At 73.5% G+C, this 25,275-nt stretch carries 24 protein-coding genes; 15 read left to right on the top strand and 9 right to left on the bottom strand.

Annotated elements, in window-relative coordinates:
• Window positions 1–87: 87 nt before the first annotated feature.
• The 3 genes from ABD976_RS00550 (at window position 88) to ABD976_RS00540 (ending at window position 2,817) form a co-directional block, all read left to right on the top strand.
• Window positions 88–297 (top strand): hypothetical protein, encoded by a 210-nt coding sequence (locus ABD976_RS00550; RefSeq protein ID WP_345355278.1) that lies wholly within the window; start codon window positions 88–90, stop codon window positions 295–297.
• A 274-nt stretch (window positions 298–571) separates the two neighbouring features.
• Window positions 572–2,356 carry a hypothetical protein gene (locus ABD976_RS00545; RefSeq protein WP_345355275.1) on the top strand — a complete coding sequence of 595 codons (1,785 nt, stop codon included), beginning with the start codon at window positions 572–574 and terminating at the stop codon, window positions 2,354–2,356.
• Complete coding sequence (locus ABD976_RS00540; RefSeq protein ID WP_345355273.1) at window positions 2,356–2,817, top strand: GNAT family N-acetyltransferase; 462 nt, start codon at window positions 2,356–2,358, stop codon at window positions 2,815–2,817. The genes ABD976_RS00545 and ABD976_RS00540 overlap by 1 nt, the downstream gene beginning before the upstream one ends.
• Here the strand turns inward: ABD976_RS00540 and ABD976_RS00535 are convergent.
• Window positions 2,786–3,610, bottom strand: coding sequence for a lysophospholipid acyltransferase family protein (locus ABD976_RS00535; protein WP_345355270.1), 825 nt, complete (start codon window positions 3,608–3,610; stop codon window positions 2,786–2,788). The two genes, ABD976_RS00540 and ABD976_RS00535, sit on opposite strands and share 32 nt — an antisense overlap.
• Window positions 3,611–3,726: 116 nt before the next feature.
• Between ABD976_RS00535 and ABD976_RS00530 the strand changes: the two genes are divergently transcribed.
• Entirely contained in the window at window positions 3,727–6,240 is a 2,514-nt protein-coding gene (locus tag ABD976_RS00530; protein WP_345355267.1) for a DNA translocase FtsK, read from the top strand.
• A gap of 112 nt (window positions 6,241–6,352) precedes the next feature.
• Window positions 6,353–7,597 carry a sialidase family protein gene (locus ABD976_RS00525; RefSeq protein ID WP_345355264.1) on the top strand — a complete coding sequence of 415 codons (1,245 nt, stop codon included), beginning with the start codon at window positions 6,353–6,355 and terminating at the stop codon, window positions 7,595–7,597.
• Window positions 7,598–7,695: 98 nt separating this feature from the next.
• Here the strand turns inward: ABD976_RS00525 and ABD976_RS00520 are convergent, their stop codons facing one another.
• The 3 genes from ABD976_RS00520 to ABD976_RS00510 form a co-directional block, all read right to left on the bottom strand.
• Window positions 7,696–8,274, bottom strand: coding sequence for a phospholipase (locus ABD976_RS00520; RefSeq protein ID WP_345355261.1), 579 nt, complete (start codon window positions 8,272–8,274; stop codon window positions 7,696–7,698).
• Window positions 8,275–8,621: 347 nt separating this feature from the next.
• On the bottom strand, window positions 8,622–9,155 hold the full coding sequence (locus tag ABD976_RS00515; RefSeq protein WP_345355258.1) for an amino-acid N-acetyltransferase: 534 nt from the start codon (window positions 9,153–9,155) through the stop codon (window positions 8,622–8,624).
• A 42-nt stretch (window positions 9,156–9,197) separates the two neighbouring features.
• Complete coding sequence (locus tag ABD976_RS00510) at window positions 9,198–9,713, bottom strand: amino-acid N-acetyltransferase (RefSeq protein WP_345355255.1); 516 nt, start codon at window positions 9,711–9,713, stop codon at window positions 9,198–9,200.
• Between the two features lie 137 nt (window positions 9,714–9,850).
• Between ABD976_RS00510 and rimO the strand changes: the two genes are divergently transcribed.
• From rimO to ABD976_RS00475, 7 genes are all read left to right on the top strand, one after another.
• Window positions 9,851–11,269, top strand: a complete 1,419-nt coding sequence (gene rimO, locus ABD976_RS00505) for a 30S ribosomal protein S12 methylthiotransferase RimO (protein ID WP_345355252.1) — start codon at window positions 9,851–9,853, stop codon at window positions 11,267–11,269.
• A 2-nt stretch (window positions 11,270–11,271) separates the two neighbouring features.
• Entirely contained in the window at window positions 11,272–11,871 is a 600-nt protein-coding gene (pgsA, locus tag ABD976_RS00500) for a CDP-diacylglycerol--glycerol-3-phosphate 3-phosphatidyltransferase (protein ID WP_345355249.1), read from the top strand.
• Complete coding sequence (locus ABD976_RS00495; RefSeq protein WP_345355246.1) at window positions 11,868–12,359, top strand: CinA family protein; 492 nt, start codon at window positions 11,868–11,870, stop codon at window positions 12,357–12,359. Before pgsA ends, ABD976_RS00495 begins: the two co-directional genes overlap by 4 nt.
• 180 nt (window positions 12,360–12,539) lie before the next feature.
• Window positions 12,540–12,974 (top strand): helix-turn-helix domain-containing protein, encoded by a 435-nt coding sequence (locus ABD976_RS00490; RefSeq protein WP_345355243.1) that lies wholly within the window; start codon window positions 12,540–12,542, stop codon window positions 12,972–12,974.
• A 270-nt stretch (window positions 12,975–13,244) separates the two neighbouring features.
• Window positions 13,245–14,081, top strand: coding sequence for a PspA/IM30 family protein (locus ABD976_RS00485; protein WP_345355240.1), 837 nt, complete (start codon window positions 13,245–13,247; stop codon window positions 14,079–14,081).
• A gap of 11 nt (window positions 14,082–14,092) precedes the next feature.
• Entirely contained in the window at window positions 14,093–14,935 is an 843-nt protein-coding gene (gene pspM / locus ABD976_RS00480) for a phage shock envelope stress response protein PspM (protein ID WP_345355237.1), read from the top strand.
• Window positions 14,936–15,086: 151 nt separating this feature from the next.
• Complete coding sequence (locus ABD976_RS00475; protein ID WP_345355234.1) at window positions 15,087–16,352, top strand: uracil-xanthine permease family protein; 1,266 nt, start codon at window positions 15,087–15,089, stop codon at window positions 16,350–16,352.
• 48 nt (window positions 16,353–16,400) lie between these two features.
• On the opposite strand, the gene ABD976_RS00470 is transcribed toward ABD976_RS00475, so the two are convergent.
• Both ABD976_RS00470 and ABD976_RS00465 read right to left on the bottom strand, forming a co-directional pair.
• Window positions 16,401–17,183 (bottom strand): DNA-formamidopyrimidine glycosylase family protein, encoded by a 783-nt coding sequence (locus ABD976_RS00470; RefSeq protein ID WP_345355231.1) that lies wholly within the window; start codon window positions 17,181–17,183, stop codon window positions 16,401–16,403.
• A 20-nt stretch (window positions 17,184–17,203) separates the two neighbouring features.
• Window positions 17,204–18,037 (bottom strand): ParA family protein, encoded by an 834-nt coding sequence (locus ABD976_RS00465; RefSeq protein WP_345355227.1) that lies wholly within the window; start codon window positions 18,035–18,037, stop codon window positions 17,204–17,206.
• 104 nt (window positions 18,038–18,141) lie between these two features.
• Here ABD976_RS00465 and ABD976_RS00460 point away from each other — a divergent pair, with 104 nt between their 5' ends.
• Both ABD976_RS00460 and ABD976_RS00455 read left to right on the top strand, forming a co-directional pair.
• The gene (locus tag ABD976_RS00460; protein WP_345355224.1) at window positions 18,142–18,882 is read left to right on the top strand and encodes a class I SAM-dependent methyltransferase; all 741 of its coding nucleotides are present in this window, start codon (window positions 18,142–18,144) and stop codon (window positions 18,880–18,882) included.
• Window positions 18,883–19,047: 165 nt separating this feature from the next.
• A complete protein-coding gene (locus ABD976_RS00455; RefSeq protein WP_345355221.1) occupies window positions 19,048–19,473 on the top strand; it encodes a DUF3040 domain-containing protein in 426 nt (141 codons plus the stop codon).
• A 224-nt stretch (window positions 19,474–19,697) separates the two neighbouring features.
• On the opposite strand, the gene ABD976_RS00450 is transcribed toward ABD976_RS00455, so the two are convergent.
• Genes ABD976_RS00450 through ABD976_RS00440 form a run of 3 tightly spaced genes read right to left on the bottom strand, consistent with a single transcriptional unit; the run spans window position 19,698 to window position 24,135 of the window.
• Complete coding sequence (locus ABD976_RS00450; protein WP_345355218.1) at window positions 19,698–21,911, bottom strand: transglutaminase TgpA family protein; 2,214 nt, start codon at window positions 21,909–21,911, stop codon at window positions 19,698–19,700.
• Window positions 21,908–23,134 (bottom strand): DUF58 domain-containing protein, encoded by a 1,227-nt coding sequence (locus ABD976_RS00445; RefSeq protein ID WP_345355215.1) that lies wholly within the window; start codon window positions 23,132–23,134, stop codon window positions 21,908–21,910. Before ABD976_RS00445 ends, ABD976_RS00450 begins: the two co-directional genes overlap by 4 nt.
• Window positions 23,135–23,136: 2 nt before the next feature.
• Complete coding sequence (locus tag ABD976_RS00440) at window positions 23,137–24,135, bottom strand: AAA family ATPase (protein WP_345355670.1); 999 nt, start codon at window positions 24,133–24,135, stop codon at window positions 23,137–23,139.
• A 563-nt stretch (window positions 24,136–24,698) separates the two neighbouring features.
• On the opposite strand from ABD976_RS00440, the gene mraZ reads away from it, so the two are divergent.
• The gene (gene mraZ, locus ABD976_RS00435) at window positions 24,699–25,130 is read left to right on the top strand and encodes a division/cell wall cluster transcriptional repressor MraZ (RefSeq protein WP_345355212.1); all 432 of its coding nucleotides are present in this window, start codon (window positions 24,699–24,701) and stop codon (window positions 25,128–25,130) included.
• The last annotated feature ends 145 nt before the right edge of the window (window positions 25,131–25,275 follow it).

Below are 25,275 nucleotides of genomic sequence, written 5' to 3'. Positions count from 1 at the left end.
GCGAGAAGCTCGTCGCTCGTGAGATTGGGGTCTGAAGTGCGTACTTCCGTTCGAATCCTCGCGGCCACCGCTGCCACCGCCGCCCTGATGGCCATCGGGTCGCCCGCCTTCGCCGACGGCGGGTACGGCCACCACCACCACGGTGGTGGTAACGACGGCGTCAACCTGCTCAACGACAACAACCTGAACCTGCTGCCGCTCAACCTGTGCGGCAACAACGTGGCGGTCCTCGGCATCATCGTGCCGATCGCCTCGCCGCAGTCCCCCGATTGCCTCAACGCCCCGATCGTGGACTGACGACGACACCAGCGCCCGGCCACCCCCACGGGGAGGCCGGGCGCAGTCGTGTCCGGGCCGGGGTCACGGGCGCAGCGGATTCCGGCCGGGTGGCGTGCGGGGCTGTCCGCACGGCACGGCGCGAACGGGTTCCGACGCGTGGCGTGGTGCAGAAGAGCATGAGCTGATCGTGACCCCGGTGATCGGCGTCACCCTGCTGTGGTGTGATGTTCCCCCGGTCCGGCGGCGGCAGCGTGCCGGACCATTCCCATCACCGCAGTGAAAAGGGATCCGGATGCTCGGTTACCGCAGTGTCTTCCAGGTCGACCAGCGCGGTCGCGACGTGCTCGGCCTCACCCGCGAGCAGCTCCACTCGTGGCTGCGTTCGAAGCACTACGACGCGGACGTGCTGCGGGCGAACAGAGTGGCCATGCTGGCTCCGCACGTCGAAGGCGTGCTGCTGGAGCGGAGCGGCGCTGACGGTTCGTACGCGATGCAGGCCCGGATCACCGAGCGCACCCGCGGCGAACCGTGGGTCACCCAGTTGACCGCCCTCGTGCCGCGCGCACCGGAGCGGGCCATGCTGTGGCTCGACGTGGTCAACCCCGAGGTCTTCGACGAAGCCGAGGTGGCGCAGCGCAGGCAGTGGACGGCTGCACCGAGATTGGTGCGCAACCTGCTGGACGTACTGGGCGGGACCGACGGGGCGGCGGAACTGGGAACCCGTCCGCGGCAGGTCCGCGGCGATGAAGCGAAGGATCTCGCCGACGTGGTCCGCGACGCCCAGCGCCGAGGCCCGGTCTACGTCGCCGGGAGCACGGAGACGTTGCCGCAACAGCGGTGGTTCGAGCACGTCGCCGCCCTGCTTTGGCAAACCGTCGGCCTCGGTGCCGGATACGTGCTGGATCCCGAGGCCACCCGGACCTTCGCCCGGATCGCCGGCCGCGGGCACGAGGTCCGACCGGGCACCTTGCGGACGTTCCTGCCCGGAGCCGAGTTCGGGGACGGCACCGACGCGCTGCGGCACCGGTTGCTGAGCACCGGGAGGATCGTCGACGACGCGCAGCCCCGGCTCACCCGCCTGCTGGGCTGGCGGGCGCGCGATGTCACGATCGGGAACCGGCTGCCGCGGACCGCGCTGCGGCTGGGTGCGCACTTCGAGTCCCGCCTCGACGAACTCGTCCTCGATGCGGAGCCCGCGCCGGTGCTCGTCGGGGCCCCGGCCCAGGCCCCCGGGCCCGCCGTGCCGGATCTGGAGGTCGCGCGGCTGCTCCGGGAGGAGTTCGGCGGCACCGAACCGACCGCGGACGCGCTGCGCGAGCTGTTCGCCCTCGCCCGGATCGGGCGGGAGGAGAGCGCCCACCGGGCCGCCGTCTCGTCGCGGCTCGCCGAGATCCAGGAGCGCAACGCCGAGCTCCAGCGCTCGGTCGACGAGCTCAACATCCGGTGCGACGACGAGACGCTGGCGGCGGCCGAGGCACGTGCCGAGCTGGTCGGCGAGCGCCGGATGACCAAGCACCTCCGCAGCTTGCTCACCGGCTCTCAGCTCGCGCGGGCCTGGTCCGCGCCGGAACCGGCCGCCGAAGACGTCCCGCCGGAGTCCTTCGACGACTTGCTGCCGCGCATCGCCGAGCTCCGCCACGTCGAGTTCACCGGGGACGCGGGACCGGCGCTGCAACTCGACGAAGGGGACCGGCTCGGCAGGTGGGCGGGCAAGGCGTGGGAGGCGCTGCGCGCTCTCGACGACTACGCGAGCGCCTCGGCGGCGGGGCGTTGCCCGCGCAACGTGCACGGCTACCTCAAGCACACCCCGGACGGCTGCCAGGGTTTCTCCGCCAACCGGCACGGGTTCGACGAGAGCGAGGACGTGCGCAACAACGGCAAGTTCAGCACCGTCCGGATGTTCCCGGTTCCCGTCGAGGTCGACCCGAGCGGCCAGGTCTTCATGGGCGCCCACTTCAAGCTCGTCCAGTCGAAGATGACCAGTCCACGGCTGCACTACTTCGACGACACCGCGCGCACCGGGAAGGTATACGTCGGGTACATCGGCGCCCACCTGCCGACGAAGCGGACGAACTGATGGGCGTGCTGCTGCGCCCGGCGCGGGACGAGGACGCCGACGCCTACGTCCGGTTGTGGACCGATCCCGAGGTGCGGCGGTTCCTGGGCGGACCGCTCGAGCCGGCGCGGGTCGCGGCGCGGTTGCGCGGCTTGGCGGGTTGCCCCGGAGTGCTCACCGCCGAGGTCGGCGGCATCGTGGTGGGGACCGTGTCCGTCGAGCCCGACTCCCGGTTCGCCGCGCCGGAGATCTCCTACGCCTTCCTGCCCGAGCACGGCGGTCGGGGCCACGCCCGGGCGGCGGTCGGCGCCGTGCTGCGCCGGTGGCCGGCAGCGGTGGCGGTGACCCAGGTGGCCAACATCCGGTCGCAGCGGTTGCTGACGGCGCTCGGGATGGCCGAGGTGGCGCGCTTCGCGGAGTTCGGCGCGGTGCAGGCGCTGCACCGGGTGGTCACGGGCGCCAGGGGCTGCGCTTGTCGTTGACCGGGCGGGTGGGGTCGTGGTGGTGCGGCAGGTCGGGTTCGTCGGCGCGCAGCGGGACCAGGCCGTCGGTGATGGCGCGCATGATGCGGTCCCGGGCGCGCACGGCGTCGCCGACCCGCTCGGCGGACAGGTCGGAGAGGTCGACCGGCTGTCCGAAGTGGACCCGCAGGGTCGGGCGGCGGCGCACTCCCCGGCAGAACGAGCGGAACCGGGCCAGCAGGTCGCGCGCCCCGGTCACGGTCGGCTCGCCGTAGTGCAGCACCTCGTGCGCGCCCCACTGGCTGACCGGGACAACCACCGCCTCCGCGGCGAGCGCCATCCGGGCGGCACCGCTCTTACCGCGCTCCGGCCACAGCCCGGGTTCGAGGCTGATCCGCCCCTCCGGGTAGACCAGCACCGGACGCGAGGACTCGGCGAGGGCGGCGCCGACGGCCTCCAGCGCCGCCGTCGCGGTGACGCCACCGCGCTCGACCCGGATGTGCTGCGCGGAGCGCAGCACGCCGCCCAGCACCGGGGCGTCGAACAGCCCGGCGGTGGCCAGGATGCGCGGGGCCGCGCCGCGGGCCCGGCACGCGGCGATCAGCACGAGCGCGTCGAAGTCGCCGATGTGGTTGGCGGTCAGCAGCACCGGGCGCCCGCGCACCTCGTCCGGCAGGTCCCCGGTGACCACCAGGCGTCCGGCGAGCCCGACGATCCAGCGGTCGACCAGCATGAGCGACCGCCACACCCGCGATGTCTCCGAGGTGTCGTGGCGGCGTGTCGGCTCGTGCGGTCCGGACGGCAGGGCAACCATGGTGGCCGAGGATCTCACGAGCGGCTCCCCGGGCGGAGCGGAACGTCCGGACGCGCGCACCCGGGGCACCGTGCCTGGTGTGACGGGAGAGGCGGGTGAAAGCTACCGTGTGGGGCATGACGAGCCGGACATCGAGTGGTGGTCGGAGCTCGACGCGCGGCAAGTCGACCACGGGGAGTAGTGGTTCGGGTACCAAGAGCACCCGGTCGGGCGGAACGCGGAGCGGTTCGACGAAGCCCGCGTCCGGTTCGACGCACGCCCCCCGCCCGGCTCCGAAGAAGAAGCCCGCGAGCTCGAAGAAGTCCCCGAGCCCGAAGAGGTCCGCGAGCTCGAGGAAGTCGGCGAGCTCGGGGAAGTCCGCCGTCCCCCGGGGCGTCGGCAGCGTGGTCCGCGCGTTCGGCAAGACCCGCGAGCTCGATCCCGCGCACCGCCGGGACGGCTTGGCGCTGGTGCTGCTGGCCGTCGCGGTGGTCGCCGCCGCCGGGGTGTGGTGGCAGGCCGGCGGCCCGGTGGGGCAGTGGTTCGACACCGCCTTGCGCTCGGTGGTCGGTTCGGCGGCCGCGGTGCTGCCGCTGGTGCTCGCCGGGTCCGCGGTGGTCCTGATGCGCACCGAGCACAGCCAGGAGGCCCGGCCCCGGGTGGTGATCGGCTCCTTCCTGCTCGTCGTGACCGTGCTCGGCGTGCTGCACATCGTGGCGGGCGCCCCGATGGACCCGGCTGGCTGGACGCACGCGGGCGGCGCGCTCGGCTTCGTGGCGGGCGGACCGCTGGCGCAGGGGCTCACCCCGTGGGTCGCGGTGCCGGTCCTGGTGCTGATCGGCCTGTTCGGGCTGCTGGTGCTGCTCGGCACCCCGGTCCGCGAGATCCCCGAGCGGTTGCGCCGGTTCGGCCAGCCCGACGCCGAGGCCGCCGAGGAGCCGACCGAGCAGCCGACGACCAAGCTCCGCCGCCCCGCGCGCCGCCGCCAGGCCGCGATGGCCGACGACGAGCAGCTCGCGCTGGACGACGTCGAACCCGCCCCGGCGGCCCAGCCCGAGAAGGCGGCCAAACCCGCGAAGGCGGCCAAGCCCGCGAAGACCGCCGAGGCCGCTCCGGCGCCCGAGCTGCCCCGGACCGGCAAGGGCCTCACCAGCCGGACCGTCGAGGGCGACTACCAGCTCCCGCCGCTGGACGTGCTCACCGGCGGGGAACCGCCCAAGACCCGCAGCCGCGTGAACGACTCCATGATCGAGGCGATCACCGCCGTCCTGGAGCAGTTCAAGATCGACGCGCAGGTCACCGGCTTCACCCGAGGCCCCACGGTCACCCGCTACGAGGTCGAGCTCGGCCCCGGCGTGAAGGTCGAGAAGATCACCGCGCTGACCAAGAACATCGCCTACGCGGCGGCGACCGACAACGTGCGGCTGCTGGCGCCGATCCCCGGCAAGTCCGCGGTGGGCATCGAGGTGCCCAACAGCGACCGCGAGATGGTGCGGCTCGGCGACGTGCTGCGCTCCGGCGAGGCCGCCAAGGACAGCCACCCGCTGGTGATGGGCCTGGGCAAGGACATCGAGGGCCACATGGTCACCGCGAACCTGTCCAAGATGCCGCACCTGCTGGTCGCCGGGTCCACCGGTTCCGGCAAGTCCAGCTTCGTGAACTCGATGCTGGTGTCGCTGCTGGCCCGGGCCACCCCGGACGAGGTCCGGATGATCCTGATCGACCCGAAGATGGTCGAGCTGACGCCGTACGAGGGCATCCCGCACCTGATCACGCCCATCATCACCCAGCCGAAGAAGGCGGCGGCCGCGCTGGCCTGGCTGGTGGAGGAGATGGAGCAGCGCTACCAGGACATGCAGGCCAACCGGGTCCGGCACATCGACGACTTCAACGCCAAGGTGCGCTCCGGCGAGATCACCGCGCCGCCGGGCAGCGAGCGGGAGTACCGGCCGTACCCGTACATCCTGGCCATCGTCGACGAGCTGGCCGACCTGATGATGACCGCGCCGCGCGACGTCGAGGACGCCATCGTGCGGATCACCCAGAAGGCCCGCGCGGCGGGCATCCACCTGGTGCTGGCCACCCAGCGCCCGTCGGTGGACGTGGTGACCGGCCTGATCAAGACCAACGTGCCGTCCCGGCTGGCGTTCGCCACGTCGTCGCTGACCGACTCGCGGGTGATCCTGGACCAGCCCGGCGCCGAGAAGCTGATCGGCATGGGTGACGCGCTGTACCTGCCGATGGGGGCGTCGCGACCGGCCCGCGTGCAGGGCTCGTTCGTCGGCGACGACGAGATCAACCGGATCGTCTCCTACAGCAAGGAGCAGCAGGACCCCGAGTACACCGACGGCGTCACCGCCGCCAAGCCCGGGGAGAAGAAGGAGGTCGACTCCGACATCGGGGACGACCTCGACGTGCTGCTGCAGGCCACCGAGCTGGTGGTGACCAGCCAGTTCGGCTCCACCTCGATGCTCCAGCGCAAGCTGCGGGTCGGGTTCGCCAAGGCGGGCCGCCTGATGGACCTGCTGGAGTCGCGCGGGGTGGTCGGGCCCTCCGAGGGGTCCAAGGCCCGCGACGTGCTGATCAAGCCCGATGAGTTGGACGCCACTCTCACTGCGATCCGCGGCGGACCTCCCGCCGACGAGGGCTGACGCCCGGCCGCTGCTCCGGACGGACGAACGGGGTGCGCTGCTGCGGGCGGTTCCTCCGCGCTGACCGGCCCGATACGTTCGCGCCGCCGATCAGCTACCGGAGGGTGCGCGCATGGTGTCCCGGAAGTTCCGCGCCGCAGCGGTCGCGGCGGTGTTCGCGCTGCTGACCGCGGGTGTCGCCGCAGCCGAGCCACCGGGCGCCGCGGACGTCGAGAAGGGCGAGCTGCTGCGGGTCGGCGGCAGCAGCTATCCCCGGCTGGTGCGGCTGGAGCACTCCGATGCGGCCAACGGGGGCGCGGCTGACGGCCGGGTGCTGGCCAGCATGACGACCTACGCCGATCGCACCGGGTTCGCCGTGATCCACGAGAGCCGCGACGACGGTGCGACGTTCCGGCGGATCGGCGAGATCCGCGATCCGGCGGGCGAGGACGAGCGCGGCATGTGCTGCTCGACGCTCTACGAGCTGCCGCGCCGGGTCGGTGACATGCCCGCCGGGACGCTGCTGTGGGCGGGCACCGCGGGCATCGGCGCCGACGCGGAGCAGCGGCGCAGCAGCATCCGGGTGTGGCGCAGCGACGACCACGGCCGCACCTGGTCGTTCCTGTCCACGGTGGTCGAGGCGCCCGTCGGACCGGGGGTGTGGGAACCGGAGTTCACCGTCACCGAGGACGGCGACCTCGCCGTCTTCTACTCCGACGACGGCGATCCGGCGCACGACCAGAAGCTCGTGCAGTCCCGGTCCTCCGACGGGATCCGCTGGTCCGCCCCGCGCGAGACCGTGACCCACCCGGACTTCGCCGTGCGACCGGGCATGGCCGGGGTCCGGCGGTTGCCGGACGGCACGTACGTGATGGTCTACGAGTTCTGCAACTACGACCCGGTGCACGTCTGCACCGTCTGGACGCGCACCTCCGAGGACGGCTGGGACTTCGGCCCGCCGGGCGCGCTGGGCACCGAGGTGGTGTCGGAGACCGGCACCCAGCCGCTGGGCACCCCGACGATCAGCACCACGCCCGACGGCGGGCTGCTGCTCGGCTACCAGATGCTCGCGCACGACCGGGGCGGTCTGGCGCCCGGCAACGGCCGGACGCTGCTGCACGACCCCGATCCGTCCGCCCCCGGCGGCTGGCGGGAGATCCCGGCGCCGGTGCGGATCTCGTACAACCAGGGCGGGACCTGCCGGAACTTCAGCCCGACCACGCTGCCGACCGCCGACGGCGAGTCGGTCATCCACGTCACCACGGACTTCGAGCACTACATCGGCGGTCCCTGCGAGGCCTTCGTCGGCGTGGGCCCGATCGGCGGCGCGGACGCGTCCGGCCCGGGCGTCCCGCCGCACCCGCTCGACGGGAGCTGACCGCCGGGTCACCCGTTCGGAACCTGAGTGAGGGGCACCCTGTACCACGTCACGTGGTGCAGGGTGCCCCTCACTCGGGAAAGTCAGGACTCGGGAGGTCAGGGCTGGACGTCGACCTCGACGACCGCGCCGCGCGCGTCGACCGCGCGCACGGAGAGGAGGTCGCCGACCGGGTTCACCAGGGCGCTGATGTTGGCCTGGTCGATGGCGTCGGCGGTGGAGGAGGCGGTGTCGCCGAACTGCCGCACCGCGAAGTGGTAGACCTCCGCGATGGCCTGGCAGCCGAGGTCGGCGCCGCAGGCGGTGTACATGTCGTCCCGGAAGTTGTCGTCGATCAGCTTCCGGTTCGGCTCGGTGAACCGCTGCTGCTTGGTGTAGTTGCGGTAGCCGAAGTCGTGCCGCTGGCAGCTCTCCCGGAAGTCGTAGCCCAGCGGCTGGTCCGGCGACATCGAGCAGTTGTCGGACACCCAGTCGAGCTGGGGCGCGTGCGGGCGCTCCGCCCGCGTCTTGGCGAAGGCGTCGATGCTCAGCTCGAACAGGTAGTGGTCGGTGGTGGACCGCAACTGGTCCGGGGTGAGGTCGGCGTGGGCGATCCCGGCGCTGAACAGCAGGGCGGTCGCGGTGGCCGCGGTGACCACGGCTCCGCGCCGGGGGCGGCGCGCGGCGGTGCTGGGCACGATGAGCTCCAAGGGTCCGGGGGCGGACGACAACCCGTGTTATAGCGGGTGCGCGAGGTGCGCGAGTGGCGTTGCGGGGTGCGGCACGTGAACGGCTGACACTCACCACTCGGACGGGTCACGCCCGCACCCGGACCAGCCGATCGGTGCGAAACCAGCCGAGCGCCATACCCAACGGGGCCGCGCTTCCGCGGGTGGCGGATCGGGGGTACACCGACGTGCTGGTCGAGGCGGAGCAGTGCGGGACACCGCCGGAAAACCTCGGGGGAGAGGGGCGTTCCCGGAACTCGGCCACGCGGGCTTCATCGCCCGTCGTGGCGGTTGGTGCGGGCGTTGGTGCCCGGTCGCTACCAGGGGGTCAGGTGCAGGAGCATCCGGGTGTTGCCGAGGGTGTTGGGCTTGACGTGGGCGAGGTCGAGGAATTCGGCGACGCCGGTGTCGGCGGAGCGGCGCATCTCGGCGTAGACCTCCGGGGTGACCGGGGCGCCGTCGATCGGGGCGAACCCGTGCCTGCCGAAGAACGCGGTCTCGAAGGTGAGCACGAAGATGCGGGACAGGCCGAGCTCCCGGGCCAGCGCGACGAGCCGGTCGACGAGGTGGTGGCCGACGCCGCGGCCCTTGACGACGGGGTCGACGGCGACCGTGCGGATCTCGGCGAGGTCCTCCCACAGGACGTGCAGCGCGCCGCAGCCGACGACGCGGGCGGGGTGGTCGCCGGTGGCCTCGGCGACCCAGAACTCCTGGACGTCCTCGTAGAGGGTGACGAGTTCCTTCGCGAGCAGCACCTGACCGGCGTAGACGTCGACCAGCTCCTTGATGGTCCGGACGTCGTCGACCCGCGCTCGGCGAATCGTTATCGTCGATGCCGCATAGTCATGCATGGCCGTCATCGTAGCGCCGCGGCCCGCGGGGGTCATCGGGATTCAGCTCAGCCGCAGCAGCATCCGCGTGTTGCCGAGGGTGTTGGGCTTGACGTGGGCCAGGTCGAGGAACTGCGCGACGCCCTCGTCCGGCGAGCGGCGGATCTCGTCGTAGACCTCCGGCGGCACCGGGGTGTCCGAGATCGGCCGGAAGCCGTGCCTGCCGAAGAAGTCCGTCTCGAAGGTGAGCACGAACAGCCGGCGCAGGCCGAGCTCGGCGGCCGTGGCGATGAGCCGTTCGACGAGCGAGGTCCCGATGCCCAGGCCCTTGGCGGTCGGGTCCACGGCCACGGTGCGGATCTCGCCGAGGTCCTGCCAGAGCACGTGCAGCGCGCCGCACCCGGCGATCCGGCGTTCGCCGTCCTCGGTCACCTCGGCGACCCAGAACTCCTGGACGTCCTCGTACAGGGTCACGAGTTCCTTGCCGAGCACGACCTTGCCCGCGTAGTGGTCGATGAGTTCCTTGATCGCTCGCACGTCGCCGACGCGGGCGGGGCGCACCTGGACCGAAGCATTCACGTTAGGTGAGCCTAACCTATGCTGATCGGCGAGGCGAGGACCCGCGCCGCGCCGTCGAGGTGATCGTCGGCACCCGGTGCCGCCGCGCAGGCGGAGCAGCACGTCGGCGGCGCCGGGCCGGGCGATAGGCTCGGAGCATGTCAACCGAGCACGAACACCGCCGAGTCGCCATGATCACGCTCGGTTGCGCGCGCAACGAGGTCGATTCCGAGGAGCTCGTCGGGAACCTGCACGGCCACGGCTGGGACCTCGTCGAGGCCGACGAGCAGGCCGACGTCGTGGTGGTCAACACCTGCGGCTTCGTCGACTCCGCGAAGAAGGACTCGGTGGACACGCTGCTCGCCGCCTCCGACACCGGGGCCAAGGTGGTCGCCGTCGGGTGCATGGCCGAGCGCTACGGCGCCGAACTCGCCGAACACCTGCCCGAAGCCGACGCGGTGTTGGGCTTCGACCACTACGGCGCGCTGGGCGAGCGCCTCGACGACGTGCTCGCCGGACGCGCGGTCACCCCGCACCAGCCCGCCGACCGCCGGACGATGCTGCCGATCAGCCCGGTCAGCCGCCCGTCCGCCGCCGCGGACATCTCGGTGCCCGGCCACGGCTGGGTGCCCTCGACCCGCCCGGTGGCCCGCAAGCGGCTGGACGACTCGCCGGTCGCCGCGCTCAAGCTCGCCTCCGGCTGCGACCGCCGCTGCTCGTTCTGCGCCATCCCGTCGTTCCGCGGCTCGTTCCTGTCCCGCGCCCCGGAGGACGTGCTCGCCGAGGCCGCCTGGCTGGCCGAGCAGGGCGTCCGCGAGGTGTTCCTGGTCAGCGAGAACTCCACCTCCTACGGCAAGGACCTGGCCGACCAGCGGGCGCTGGAGAAGCTGCTGCCCCGGCTGGCCGAGGTGCCGGGCCTGGACCGGGTCCGGGTCTCCTACCTCCAGCCCGCCGAGACCAAGCCCGGTCTGGTCCGGACGATCGCGACCACGCCCGGGGTGGCGCCGTACTTCGACATGTCGTTCCAGCACTCCAGCGAGCGGGTGCTGCGCCGGATGCGCCGGTTCGGCTCCACCGAGGCGTTCCTGGGGCTCGTCGAGCAGATCCGCGAGCTGGCCCCGGAGGCGGGCATCCGCAGCAACGTGATCGTCGGGTTCCCCGGCGAGACCGAGGAGGACTTCGCCGAGCTGCGGGACTTCCTCACCCGGGCCCGGATGGACGCCGTCGGCGTGTTCGGCTACTCCGACGAGGAGGGCACCGAGGCCGCGGGCTTCGACGGCAAGCTCGACCAGGCCGAGATCGACGCCCGGGTCGAGGAGATCACCGGGCTCGTCGACGAGCTGATCGACCAGCGGGCCGAGGACCGGATCGGCACCGAGGTGCGGGTGCTCGTGGAGCGGTTCGAGGACGGCCGCTTCGTCGGACGCGCCGAGCACCAGGGGCCGGAGGTCGACGGCGAGTGCGCGATCGCGGAGCAGGTCGACGCCGCGGTGGGCGAGGTGCTGCCCTGCCGGGTGGTGGACACCGAGGGCGTGGACCTCGTCGTCCGCCCGCTGGGCACCACCTCCGGGGAGTGACCATGACGGCGGGCAACGCGTCGTCGCAGCCGTCCGGCCCCGGACCGGTGCCGCTGCTCAACATCGCCAACGTGCTGACCGTGTCGCGGCTGGCGCTGGTGCCGTTCTTCCTGGTCGCGCTGTTCTGGGACGCCGGCCAGGACGCGCTGTGGCGGTGGGTCGCCTTCGCGGTCTTCGTGATCGCCTCCATCACCGACCGCGTCGACGGCGACCTGGCGCGCAAGCGCGGTCTGGTGACCGACTTCGGCAAGGTCGCCGACCCGATCGCCGACAAGGCGCTGACCGGGGCCGCGCTGATCGGCCTGAGCCTGCTCGACGACCTCGCGTGGTGGGTCACCTGGGTGATCATCGGGCGCGAGCTGCTGGTCACCGCGCTGCGGTTCTGGGTGATCCGGCACGGGGTGATCGCCGCCAGCCGCGGCGGCAAGCTCAAGACGCTGCTCCAGGCCATCGCGATCGGGCTGTACCTGCTGCCGCTCGGCGCGGCGTTCGACCTGCTGCGCTGGGTGGTGCTCGGGGCGGCGCTGGCGGCCACCGTGGTGACCGGCGCGGACTACGCGGTCCGCGCGGTGCGGTTGCGGGCGGGGGCGCGGAGCTCGTGATCGTCGAAGCGCTCGACTTCCCGCGGGAGCGGGTCGCGGACCTGCTGGCGCGGCTGCGCGGCCGGGGCGAGACCCTGGCCACGGCGGAGTCGCTCACCGCCGGGCTGGTGGCCGCCGCGCTGACCGACGTCGCCGGGTCCAGCGCGGTGGTGCGCGGCGGGCTGGTGGTCTACGCGACCGACCTCAAGGCGGAGCTGGCCGGGGTCGATCCGGAGCTGCTGGCCGAGCGCGGTGCGGTGGACCCGGAGGTCGCCGCGATGCTGGCCGCCGGTGCGCGGACGCGCTGCGGGGCCGACTGGGGCGTCGGGCTGACCGGCGTGGCCGGGCCGGAACCGCAGGACGGCGTCGAACCGGGCGTGGTCCACGTCGGGGTCGCCGGGCCCGAGGCGCGCTCGGTGCGCTCGGTGCGCCTCGACGGCGATCGGCACCGGGTCCGGGCGGCGGCCGTTCGGGTGGCGTTGGAACACGTGGCCGAACTGGTGCGTTGAACATCGTGATGGCGTGTGCGCTGGACCTGAGCTCCGGACGCGCTCGACCGGGCCGGGCGGCCCGTCGTTCGCCCTGGGCGGACTTGCCGCCGATCGTTCTCGTTCCCGCCCGGGGATGAGTAACGTAGGGGGCGTTCACGCGTCGTGCACGCGGAAGCGACGAAGGAAGGGAGGCGCGCGATGACCGTGTTGTTGCGGGAGGCGGTCGGTGACCGGCTGCGCCGCGCCCGGACCGCTCAGTCTCGCACCCTGCGTGACGTTTCGCGCGCTGCCCGGGTGAGTCTGGGGTATCTCTCCGAGGTCGAACGCGGGCGCAAGGAGGCGTCCAGCGAGCTGCTCTCCTCCATCTGCGACGCGCTGGAGCTGCCGCTGCCGGAACTCCTGATGACCGTCGCGGGTGATCTCGACGAGACGATGCTCGCGCCGTCCGTGGTCGGCCAGGCCGCCGAGGACGACCGCTTGGTGTTCGCCGAGGCCGAGCTGGCCGAGCAGGCCGCCGGCGATGGTGAGGTGCGCAACAGCGCCGACGGGTCGGACCTGCGGTTGCAGCCCGTGCTCAGCCAGCGGATCAGCGCCCCGGTGCGCGGTTCGGGCGGCGTCGTCGTCGCGGCCTGAGGCGCGCGTCTCGCTGCGGTCCAGCACGCGTGGCGGTGCGGGTCGGCCACCCCACCGCGCGGGTGCTCGGGCACCGGCGAACCGGGTCGGGCGAAAAGGGCCCCCGGTGCGCCGCGTGCGCGGCTGCCCTGGTTCGATCTCGGGTACGGTCGGGGAATCCCCGGAGATCTCCCCGGTTCGGTGGAAGCCGACACGTCGACCTGACACGATGGAATCAGCCGTCCTCGGGGCGGCAGGGCAGCCGAGCAGCAGAGAAGGCAGGCGGAGGAGATGGCCAACCCGTTCGTGAAGTTCTGGAAGTACCTGATGGCGTCGTTCTCGTCGAAGGTCGACGAGCACGCCGACCCGAAGGTGCAGATCCAGCAGGCCATCGAGGAAGCGCAGCGGCAGCACCAGGCCCTCTCCCAGCAGGCCGCCTCGGTGATCGGCAACCAGCGCCAGCTCGAGATGAAGCTCAACCGCCAGCTCGGCGAGGTCGAGAAGCTCCAGGCCTCCGCGAAGCAGGCGCTGGTGATGGCCGACCAGTCGCGCTCCAACGGTGACGAGGCGGCGGCGCAGAAGTACGAGGAGACCGCCACCCAGCTCGCCAGCCAGCTCGTCACCGCCGAGCAGGGCGTCGAGGACCTCAAGACCCTGCACGACCAGTCGCTGCAAGCCGCCGAGCAGGCCAAGCAGGCCGTCGAGCGCAACGCCCAGGTGCTCCAGCAGAAGATCGCCGAGCGCACCAAGCTGCTCAGCCAGCTGGAGCAGGCCAAGATGCAGGAGCAGGTGTCCAGCTCGCTGCGCCAGATGACCGAGGTGGCCGCCCCGGGCAACACGCCGTCCCTGGAAGAGGTCCGGGACAAGATCGAGCAGCGCTACACCACCGCGCTCGGCGAAGCCGAGCTCGCCCAGAACAGCGTGCAGGGCCGGATGATGGAGGTCCAGCAGGCGTCCGTGGACGCCGCCGGTGCCAGCCGCCTGGCCCAGCTCCGCGCCTCGATGGGCGGTGACCAGCAGCAGGAGGTCACCGGCGGCCAGCAGCAGGTCACCGGGGGCCAGGAGGCCGGCGAGCCCGCCACCCGCCCGCACCAGCAGCAGCAGAACCCGCAGACCGGTCAGGCCTGAGTGGAGTCACCGTGAAGCCGCGCCGCGACGAGTTGGTCCAGTTGGGCGAGAACGCCCTCGAACAGCTTCGCGGCCCGGTGCTCACGGAGTTCCGGCGCAGGCTCGGCCGGTGGCGCGATCCGCGCGCCAGGCTGATCCGCCGGCGCCGCGTGGCCAAGGGCGGCGCGGTGGGCGGCGCGGCCACCGCCGGGGTGTTCGGTGCCGGGTCCTACGTTTCGGCCTCGAGCGCGAGTCTGTGGGAAGCGGCGGAGCTGGGCGCGTTCACGGCGGCTGCGCAGGACATCGCGACCTTCGGTCTCGGCGGGGTCGCGGTGGCCGGTGCGATCGGCGCCGTCGGTGCCGGGGTGCGCTACCTGTCGTTGCGCCGCACGCCGCTGCCGGACCCGCCGCCGGAACCGGTGGCGCTGCCGCCGTCGGGCTCGGCGGCGCGGGAACCGATGCAGCGGTTGCGCGACGCGGAGCGGACCCTGCACGGCGCGGTGGAGCAGCTCGCCTCGGTCGACTCGGGCAGCACCGCGGCCGATGCGAAGGGCACCGCGGACGCCGCGGCGGCCGAGCTGCGCGCCGTGGCGGCGCGGTTGCAGTCCGTGGAGGGCGCGCTGGAGCACGCCCCGGACACCGAGCGCACCGAGCTGCGGGACGCGATCCAGCGGATGCGCGACGAGCTCGACGAGGGCGTCGCGGAGTACGGGCGGCTGGTCGCCGCGGCGGGCCGCGCGGTGGCCGCCAGCGGGGCACCGGAGCAGCGCACGCTGCTGCAGGACGCCACGGACCGGCTGGCCGGGCTCGCGGAGGGGCTGCGGGAGCTGTTCGGGCCCGGTGGTCCGGCCGCACCGCCCGGTTCCCGGCGCTGAGCCTCTGGTGACCGGCGCACGTCGGTCACGTGCCGTAGCGATTCGGCTCCGTTGTTATCCCTTGATTGTGTGATGCGAAATAGTAATCTTCCCTTGGCTGCCACTCGGCGTGGCTGAGTCCGGTTGACCGGACGCTCGGGGGAGGACGAACGTGGCGTTGTGGACCGTGCACGGCGACGGTCGCCCCCCGCTGCGCGACGCGGTCGTCGGCGCGAACGAGCGGCTGAGCTGGCCGCTCACCGCCGGGTTCGGCGCCCAGCACCTGCTGGCGATGTTCGGCACCACGACCCTCGTACCGCTGGTGACCGGATTCCCGGTCGCGACCACCCTGCTGCTCTCCGGCGTCGGCACGCTGCTGTTCCTGGCGCTGACCCGCAACCAGGTGCCCAGCTACCTCGGCGCCTCGGCGGCCTTCGTGGTCCCGCTCAGCGTCGCCGCCGACGAGGGCGGCGTCGGCCCGGAGGCGCTGCTCGGCGGGATCGTCGTCGTCGGGCTGGTGGTGGTCGCCGTCGGGATAGCGGTGAAGGCGCTCGGCGTCCGGCTGCTGGAATCGGCGATGCCGCCGGTGGTCACCGGCGCGGTGGTGCTGATGATCGGGCTCGGGCTGGCGCCGCAGGCGGTGTCCGCGTTCGGCGCGCAGCCCGCGGCCGGTGCGGTGACGCTGGGCGTGATCGTGCTGAGCACCGTGCTCGGCCGGGGCCTGCCGGCGCGGATCTCGGTGCTGCTGGGCGTGCTGGCCGGGTGGGGCGCGACGGCGCTGAGCGGCGGGCTGGCCGAGCACCGGGTGCGGGAGCTGCACGCGGCGCCGTGGTTCGGGCTGCCGGAGCTGATCAGCCCGGAGCTGCACCTGTCGGCGATGCCGTTCCTGCTGCCGCTGGTGATCGTGCTCGTCGCCGAGCACGTCGCGCACCTCAAGGTCGTCGCGGCCGCCAGCGGTCGCGACCTCGACCGGTTCGTCGGTGACGCCCTCATCGGCGGGGGCCTGGCGGTGACCCTGTCCGGATCGGCGGGCGGCTCGGCGCTGAGCAGCCACCCGGCCAACATCGGCGTGATGGCCGTGACGCGGGTCTACTCGACGGCCGCGTGCGTGGTGGCGGCGCTGTCCGCGGTGCTGCTGTCGTTCTCGCCGAAGCTGTGCGCGTTGATCGGCACCGTGCCGATGGGCGCCCTCGGTGGCGCGATGCTGGTGCTGTTCGGCCTGCTGGCGCTGGTCGGGGTCCGGATCTGGACCGCCGCGGACGTCGACTTCGCCGACCCGGTCAACCTCGCGGTGCTCGGCACCGCGGTCATCGCCGGGGTCGGCGACCTGACCCTGTCCCTGGGCGAGCTCCGCATCACCGGGATGGTCTGGGGCTCGGTGGGCATCGTCGTGCTCTACCCGGCGCTGCGGCGCCTGGCGGACCTGCGCACCACCTGAGACCCCGCCGCACCCCCTCACTCGGAACCGGCTCGGCGGGGTGTGGTGTCAGCGGGGTTGGCAGGTGGGGCAGTGGTGGGTGACGCGGGCCCGGGTGCCCTCGCCCTGGGAGCCGCGGTGCACCGGTCCGCCGCAGCGCAGGCAGCGGCGGCGGTGGTAGACCCAGTGCTGCGCGCCGCGCCGCAGGGTGCCGGTGGTGGACTGCTCGGGGTGCCAGGCGTTGCGCTCCAGCAGGTCCCGGGCCAGCCGGACGGCGCGGGCGGCGTCGACCTCCCCGACGGGCGCCCACGGCGACCGGCCGAGCAGGAAGCACACCTCGGTGCCGTAGAGGTTGCCGATCCCGGCCACGGCCGTCTGGTCCAGCAGCGCCTGGCCGAGCTCGCGCTCCGGGTCGGCGGTGAGCCGCCGGGCGGCTTCGGCGGCCAGCTCCTCGTCCCAGGCCGGGTCGAGCAGGTCCGGCCCGAGCTGCCCCACCACCCGGTCCTCCTCGCGGGTCGGCAGCCAGCGCAGGTCGTGCAGGTTGAACCCGATCGCGAGCCGGTCGTCGGTGCCGAGCACGGCGCGGACCTGGTGCGCGGGGCGCCGCCACCGCGCCGAGGGCGGGTAGAGGTGCCAGGAGCCGTCCATCCGCAGGTGGTTGTGCAGGGTGTGACCGTCGGCGAACCGGATCAGCAGGTGCTTGCCCGCCGGGCGGACCTCGGTGACCTCGCGCCCGCCGAGGTCCAGCGCGGCCAGCTCCGGGTGCCGGACCTCGCCGCGGACCAGCTCCCGGCCCGCCAGCGCCGCGTGCAGCCGGTGGCAGGTCAGGAAGACCGTGTCGCCCTCCGGCACCGGCGCTCACCGCCCCTCGGTCAGTCGTCCTCGTCGAAGTCCTCGTCGGCCGGATCGGCCGCGCGGCTCCGGCCGGCGCGCAGCGTCCGCGCCAACAGCAGGTTGAACGCCAGTGCGACTTCCCGCGCGCCGGGCGTCCCCCACCCGTGGATCGGCATGCAGGCGCCCTGCGCCTGCTGCACGGCGAGCCGGTCCGGCAGCGCCACCGGCATCACCAGCGGCCCGAAGATCTCGCGGAGCTCCTCGATCCGGAACTGGTGCTCGTGCGACCGCGGCCGGACCCGGTTGACGATGACGCCCAGCGGTTGCAGGTCCGGGTTGGTGGACTCGCGCTCGGCCTGCACCGCCTCGAACGCCCGTTGCACGCCGGACACGGCGAAGATGGTCGGCTCGGTGACCAGCAGCGCGCGGTCGGCGGCCACCAGCGCCGAGCGGGTCAGCCTGCCCAGCGACGGCGGGCAGTCCAGCAGCACCAGCTGGTAGGGGAGTTCGTCCTCGGCCACCAGGTCGTCCAGCGTCGACAGCGCCGTGGTGAGCCGTTCCAGGTCGCCGTCGTCGCCGTGGTGCCCGTTGATCGACTCGGCGTCCTCGGAACCGACCAGGACGTCGACCTCCTCGCCCCACGAGGTGCTGGACAGGGCCGCTTCGAGCACTTCGGGCCGGGGATCGGCGAGCACGTCGCTGATGCCGCGCTCGGTGTCCTCCGGTTCCAGGCAGGCGGTCGCGTTGCACTGCGGGTCGAGGTCCACGACGAGGGTGCGGACCCCGCGGCGCATCGCCGCGGACGCCAGACCCAGCACCACGGTCGTCTTCCCCACGCCGCCCTTGAGGCTCAGCACTGCCACGGTTCGCACGCTCGTAGCCTACGGAACGCGGACCCGGGCGCGGAGCACCGTTGGCGTTTGGTGATCCGCACGCCGCTGCATCGTCGCCGCGGTGCGGGATTACGCTGCTCACCATGAGATCCGACGTCGTCCGCCAGGTGCTGGAAGCCGAGCTGGAGCAGGCCCGCGACCGCCGAGGTGGGGGGTCGCCGCGGGTGCTCGACGTCGGCGGTGGCAGCGGGGTGTGGGCGGTGCCGCTGGCCGCCGCGGGGTGCTCGGTGACGGTGGTGGACCCGAGCCCGAACGCGCTGGCGACCCTGGAGCGCCGCGCGCTGGACGCGGGGGTCGCGGACCGCATCACGCCGTTGCAGGGCGACACCGACGCCCTGGCCGTGCTGAGCCCGGAAGGCGGGGCCGACCTGGTGCTGGCGCACGGCCTGCTGGAGTTCGTCGACGACGTGGACAGCTCGCTGGCGGCGCTGGTCGCGGCCACCGCGCCCGGCGGGGTGGTCTCGGTGCTGGTGGTGAACCGCTACGCCGCGGTCCTGGGGCGGGCGCTGGCCGGGCGCGTGGACGAGGCGCTGGGGCTGCTCGCGGACCCGCACGGCAGGCTGGAGGGCACCGCCGACCCGCTGCTGCGCCGCTTCGACACCGAGGGCCTGCGCGCGCAGCTCGGCGACGCGGGCCTGACCGTCGAGCTGGTGCAGGGCCAGGGCGCGCTGAGCGACCTGGTGCCGGGGTCGGTGCCGGACAGCAGTCCGACGGCCGCGGACCAGGTCGCGGAGCTGGAGCGGGTCGCCGCGGTCCGTCCGCCGCTGCGCGACGTGGCCACCCGGCTGCACGCGCTGGGCCGAATCGCTGCACCGAGGGGATGATGTCGGCAACCTCGCACGGTTCCGGTTCGGGGACCGGGTAGTCGTCGCGTCCCCGGAACCGTATCCTCGAGGATGACGCCCCCAAGCGTTCGCCGGGCCCCAGGCCGCGAGGAAGCCCCTCGCGGGTCTCCGGCGCCACGACAGACCTGTGCCGGAGGAGGAGCCATGCCACTCTCCGAGCACGAGCAGCGACTGCTCGACCAGATCGAGCGCGCGCTCTACGCCGAGGACCCCAAGTTCGCCTCCACCGTGCGCGGCGGGCGGTTGCAACGACCTTCCAGGCGGCGACGCCTGCAGGGCATCGCCGTCTTCGCACTCGGGTTGGTCCTGCTGGTCGTCGGCGTGGTGATACCGGTCAAGCCGGCCGATATCCCAGTGGTGAGCGTGGTCGGCTTCCTCGTGATGTTCGGCGGAGCAGTGATCGTCCTGTCCGCATTGCGTGGTGGTGGCGGAGAGGACGCCGAAGCCGAGCAAGGGGATTCCGGGGGCGGAGGTGCCGCCCGGAAGGGCAAGAAGGGGCAGGCCCCACGCGCCCGCGGCTCCCTCTCGCAGCGCATGGAAGACCGCTTCCGCAAGCGCTTCGAGCAGTAGTGCGGAACGCCCGTCGCCCACCGGTGCGCCGGTGGGCGATTTCGCGCGCCCGAACGCGTTAGGTAGGTGAGTGAGGGGCACCCTTGTCCCAGTAACTTGGGCAAGGGTGCCCCTCACTCATCTCACGAACGGGTGAGGGGTCGTTCGCGGTGGTGCGGGCTGCGCTCGGTGGGGCGGTTGCTCGCCTGCCGGTGGCTCCGTCGGCTGAACCGGAGCGGTGCCGCTCACCCGTCGCGCAGCGGTCGCAGCACCGAGCGGGGGAACAGCCGTTCCCGCCAGGTCAGCGGGGCGCTGCGGGCGATCCCGGCCAGCACCGCCGACACCGCCGGGGACAGGTCCGGGGCGGTGTCGGGCTCCGGCGGGCCGTACCACTGGCGTTCGACCGCCGTCACCAGCTCGCGCAGCGAGCGGGTCGCGTCCTGGTCCAGGCCGTGCCGCTCGGCCAGCGCGGTGGCCATCCCGCGCGCGGTCTCGCCGCGCCCGGGCGTGCTGCCCCGGTCCTGGAACTCGTCGAGCACCTCGCGCCACGCGGCTCCGGCGCCTCCGGTGGTCGCCGCGCGCAGCCGGAGGTGGCGGCGGGCGGCGCGCACCGCGGCGGGGGCGGCCAGCAGGACCACCGCCAGCGCGCCCAGGGCGATCACCCACGCCACACCGGACCCGCCGGACTCCGGTTCGCGGCGGGGGGCGTCGGGCTGCTCGGGCTGCTCGGGCGCCGGTCCCGCGGTGGGCGGCTGCGGGGCTTGGGACTGGGGTTGCCCGGGTGGCGGAGGCGGCGCCGGGACGGCCGGGCCGGCGTCGGCCTCCAGGAAGCCCGGCAGCGCGGTGCGGCCGTCCTCCAGCGGAGTCGGGTCGAAGGTCTGCCAGCCGTGGCCGGGGAAGTACACCTCCACCCACGCGTGCGCGTCCTCGGTGGTGATCACCCGCTCGTCGCCGTCCCGGTAGCCCGCGGTGAAGCCGATCGCCACCCGGGACGGCACGCCGACCGCGCGCAGCAGCACCGCCATCGACGAGGCGTACTGCTCGCAGAACCCGCGCTTGCCCCGGAACAGGAAGTCCGACAGCGCGCTGATGCCGGTGTCCGGCGCGGTCTGCAGGTCGTAGCGGAACCCGTTGGCGGGGTCGGTGAAGAACCGGTTGATCGCCGCCGCGCGGTCGAAGTCGTTGTCGGCGTCCGCGGTCAGCCGCCGGGCCAGCGCGGTGACCTCCGGCGGGATGCCGCTGGCGTCCAGGTACTCGGGTGCGATCGGCATCGAGCCGGTCGCGGAGCGCAGCTCCTCCGGGGACGGGTCCGGCAGCACGAGTTCCTCGGTGTACGGGCGGCTCTCCTGGTTGGTCTGGGTGAACACGACCCCCGCCGCCGGGTCGTAGCGCCACGACGGGCCCATCCCGGTCACCCCGGTCGGCACGCCGAACACCGGCAGCCACGGATCGCGGTAGCCGACCGGCCGGATCTCCACCCGCGCGGGCGGTTCGGCCGGTGGCGGGGTGCCCTCCGGCGGCGGCAGGTCCGGACCGGCGGGCACGCCCTGGGTGAGCCCTTCGAGCCGCCAGCCCTGCTCGGGGTTGAACCGGCGCAGCGTCAGCGCCCGCAGGTAGGTCTCCTCCGGCAGGCCCCGGACCCGGAACAGCTCGACGACCTCGTCCCGTTCGAGCTGGCCGCGCAGCGAGGTGAACGGTTGCAGCCCGATCCCGCTGGTGCCGCCCGCCATGTCCGCCTCCGAACCGGGCAGCCGTCCCTCGGTGCCGACGCCGGTGAACGCGACGCCGCTGACCAGCGCGACGACCGCCGCCGAACTCGCCAGACCGACCGTGGTGCGGCCGAACAGGGTGTGCGCGATCCGGTCCCCCGGTTCGCGGCGCTGCCAGCGCTGCTGACCGCCGCAGGCCAGCAGCAGCGCGAAGCCCAGCGCGCCGAGCGCGAAGCTCCACCACGGCAGCAGCCGCGCCGCCAGCGACGCCGGGACCGCGAAGACGCACAGCAGCACCAGTCCGGCCACCGCGGGCGCGCCCATCCCGACCACGATGACGTCGACGGCGATGGCGACCAGGCCGACGCCCAGGCACAGCAGGCATTGCAGCGCGGGTTCGGCGGGCACCGGCGGGACCCCGGCGCGCACCTGCTCCAGCGCGCCGGACAGGTGCGCGCCGAGTTCGCCGATCGCCGCGGGGCCGGGCAGCACGCCCAGCACGCCGGAACCGGTGAACAGCGCGGTCAGCCCGAGCAGCAGCCCGACGAGCTGGGCCAGCACCACCACGACCGGGTGCTGGTTCAGCTTGCGCCCGGCGATCCCGATGCCGCCCAGCAGGGCCACCACGATCGTCGCGGGCAGCAGCCACCGCAGGTCGGCCAGCACGCCGGTGAAGGAGGTGGCCGTGCACAGCACCGCCAGCCCGCCCGCGCCGGTGGCCACCACCGAGGTGTCCACCCGCGCGCTCATGACGCCACCCCCTCGGGTCCGGTGTGCTCCAGGCACAGGTCCCGCCACACGTCGGCGATCGACGTGCGGGGTCCGCGCGCCACCGCGACGGTCCAGCCCGCGGCGCGCAACTGCCGCGCGGTGCGCTCCGGGTCGAAGCCGCCTTCACCGCCGTTCCAGGCCGCGACGTCGAGCAGCACCGCGAGGCTGCGGCTGCCCTGCGGGCGGAGCTTGACCAGTTCGGTGGCCGCCGCGGGGGTCGTCTCGCCGAGCACCGCGATCAGCTCGTGCCCGGCACCCGGGTCGCGGGTGCACACCAGGTCGCGCTGCGCCGAGCCGCGCACCGCCGCGAGCGCGTCGAGCACCCCGTCCTGGTCGAGCCCGGAGGCCAGCGGCTCGGCGTCCTCGGTGACCAGCCGCAGCGTCCGGCCGTGCCGTTGCAGGTGCAGCGCGATGCTGGCCGCCGCCGAGACGGCCCACTCCAGCGAGGAGCGGGCGCCGCTGCCCCGGTGCGCGGCCGAGCGCCGGTCCAGCAGCACGGTGAGGTCGCCGTGCCACGGCCGTTCCTCGACCCGGACCATGAGCTCGTCGCGGCGCGCGCTGGACTTCCAGTGCACCCGCCGGATGTCGTCGCCGTGCCGGTACTGCCGGACCATCGCATCGTCGTCGCCGTGCCCGGCGCGCTGCCGGGTGGTGCCCTCGCCGCCGCTGCCCATCCCGGCGGCCGCCGGGAACCCGGTGAGCTCGACGACCTGCGGCACCGCGATCAGCCTGCTGCGGTCGGCGAGTTCGCGCTCGAACTCGGCCATCCCGAACGGATCGCCGATCCGGGTGCGCAGCGGTCCGATGTGGTGGACGCCGCGCAGCGACGGCAGCACCGGGTACTCCAGCACCGTCCCCTCGCGGCGGGGCAGCGCGTCGAGGCGGAACCGCGGTCGGCCGCCGAGCGCGTGCGGGACGCCGTCCTCCAGCACCAGGCCGCCGACCGGCAGCCGCCCGCTGCCGGTGAGCCGCAGCCGCACCTGGGCCTCGGTGCCGACCTCGACCCGGTCCGGCAGCACCCGCCGCTCGGCGGTGATGCCGAAGCGGGTGCTCGCCGACAGCAGCAGGGCCAGCAGCGGCAGCGCCACCACGAACACCGACACCCGCAGCAGGTCCCGCTCGTCGAGGACCAGCGAGCACGCCGCCGCGGCCACCCCCGCCGCCAGCAGGCAGCGCCCCCGGATGGTCAGGCCGCTGAGCATGATCAGCGTCGTCCGGCGTCGGAGTCGCCGCGCGGCACCGGGATCCGGGTGAGCAGCGACCGCACCAGCTCCGCCGCCGACTTGCGGGCCGCCCGCGCCTCGTTGGTGAGCACCAGCCGGTGCGCCAGCACGGGGACCGCCACCGCCTGCACGTCGTCCGGGATCACGTACTCGCGCCCGGCGAGCGCGGCCTGCGCGCGGGCGGTGCGGACCAGTTGCAGGGTGGAGCGGGGCGAGGCGCCGAGCCGCAGTTCGGAGAGCTTCCGGGTGGCGGTGACCAGGTCGATCACGTACCGCCGGATCTCCGGCGACAGGTGGATGCCGCGCACCGTCTCCAGCAGCGCCCGCACCTGCGCGCTGTCGGCGACCGGGCGCAGCTCGCCCAGCGGGTCGTGGCCGGCGTGCTCGTCGACCATCGCCAGCTCGGCGCGGGCGTCCGGGTAGCCGATCGAGACCCGCGCGGTGAACCGGTCCCGCTGCGCCTCGGGCAGCGCGTAGGTGCCCTCCATCTCGATCGGGTTCTGGGTGGCGATCACCATGAACGGGCTGCTCAGCGGGTAGGTCTCGCCGTCCACGGTGACCTGCTGCTCGGCCATGCACTCCAGCAGCGCGGACTGCGTCTTGGGCGAGGCGCGGTTGATCTCGTCGCCGACCACGATGTCGGCGAACACCGGGCCGGGGCGGAATTCGAAGGAGTCGGAGGCCCGGTTGTAGACCGAGACGCCGGTGATGTCGCTGGGCAGCAGGTCCGGGGTGAACTGGATCCGGCTGGCGGTGCAGTCGATGGACCGGGCGAGCGCCTTGGCCAGCGAGGTCTTGCCCACCCCGGGCACGTCCTCCACCAGCAGGTGCCCCTCGGCCAGCATGGTCACCAGCGCGATGCGCACCACGTCGGGCTTGCCGACCAGCACCTGCTCGACGTTGGCGGCGATGCGCTGGAGGGTGCCGTGCAGCGCTTCCACTCCCGGGGCGTGCGGTTCCGCCTCGGCGGAATCCGGCATCGGTGAGCCGGAGAGCTCTGCCTTGGGCGTCACGCCACCTCCCGTGTCTCGCGGGAGTGCCCGCGGTCGCGGACGTCCCACCCGAGCGTCGCGTCGGCGGCCGGACCGCCGACGGTTCCGCGCGGACCCGGGCCGGTTCGGCCGCAGGGTCGCGCACCGTGCTCGTGCAGTGTGCCAAACGGACACCCCCTCCCGGCACACCCGCACCGCCCCCCACTCCGCCCCACCTCCGCCGGCACCGGGCGCCGGGGCGGCCCCGGGCGGCGGAGGCGCGGGCGTGTCGCGCATCCTCGGGGGAGCGCGGCGGCCGGGAATTCCCCACCCGCCACCTCGGACGCCCCACCTGCGGAAACGCCGTCAGGCTTCCGGGGGTGGCCGGGTCGTTTCGTGTTGACGGTGGTGGCGGGTGGGGTAGTGTGGGGGAAAGTGGGGCGGATGGGCGGCCGAAGAGGGGCTGGCGGTCCTCCGAACGACCCCGCGCCGAACGGCCCCGCGGAGCAACCGCCGCGGCGGTGCGCTCGGACGGGGCGCTCCGCCGGAGGGGATCGGGAGGTGGACGAGGGATGTTCCTCGGCACCCACTACCCGAAACTCGACGACAAGGGGCGTCTGACGTTGCCGGCGAAGTTCCGGGAAGCATTGGCGGGGGGGCTGATGATCACCAAGGGACAGGATCACTGCCTCTACGTGTTCCCGCGCGCCGAGTTCGAGCAGATGGCCCGCAAGGTGGCCGACGCACCGTTCACCAACGAATCGGTCCGGGCCTACCAGCGCTACCTGTTCGCCGGGACCGACGAGCAGCGACCGGACGGCCAGGGGCGCATCCCGATCGCCCCGGAGCTGCGCCGGTACGCCGATCTGGCCAAGGAGTGCGTGGTGATCGGCGCGATCAACCGCCTGGAGATCTGGAACGCGGAGCGGTGGCAGAGCTACCTCGACGAGCACGAGGAGAGCTACGCCACGGCTCAGGAGGAGGTGCTGCCCGGCGTGTTCTGATCCGGCCGCCCCGGTCGGAGCGCACGCGTCCTCGGGCCTCGTGAGGCCTCGGTCCGCTCGGCTATCGCACGCCTGGTGCATCTTCCCCGGTGCCAGGACGCGACGGGCGGGCGGGGACCTGACGGGTTCCGGGGAGCAGCACGGA

The organism is Saccharopolyspora cebuensis (genome assembly GCF_039542665.1).
Taxonomy (GTDB): domain Bacteria; phylum Actinomycetota; class Actinomycetes; order Mycobacteriales; family Pseudonocardiaceae; genus Saccharopolyspora; species Saccharopolyspora cebuensis.
The sequence above is the reverse complement of the archived record's forward strand: the minus strand, read 5'-3'. Positions and strand labels throughout refer to the sequence as shown.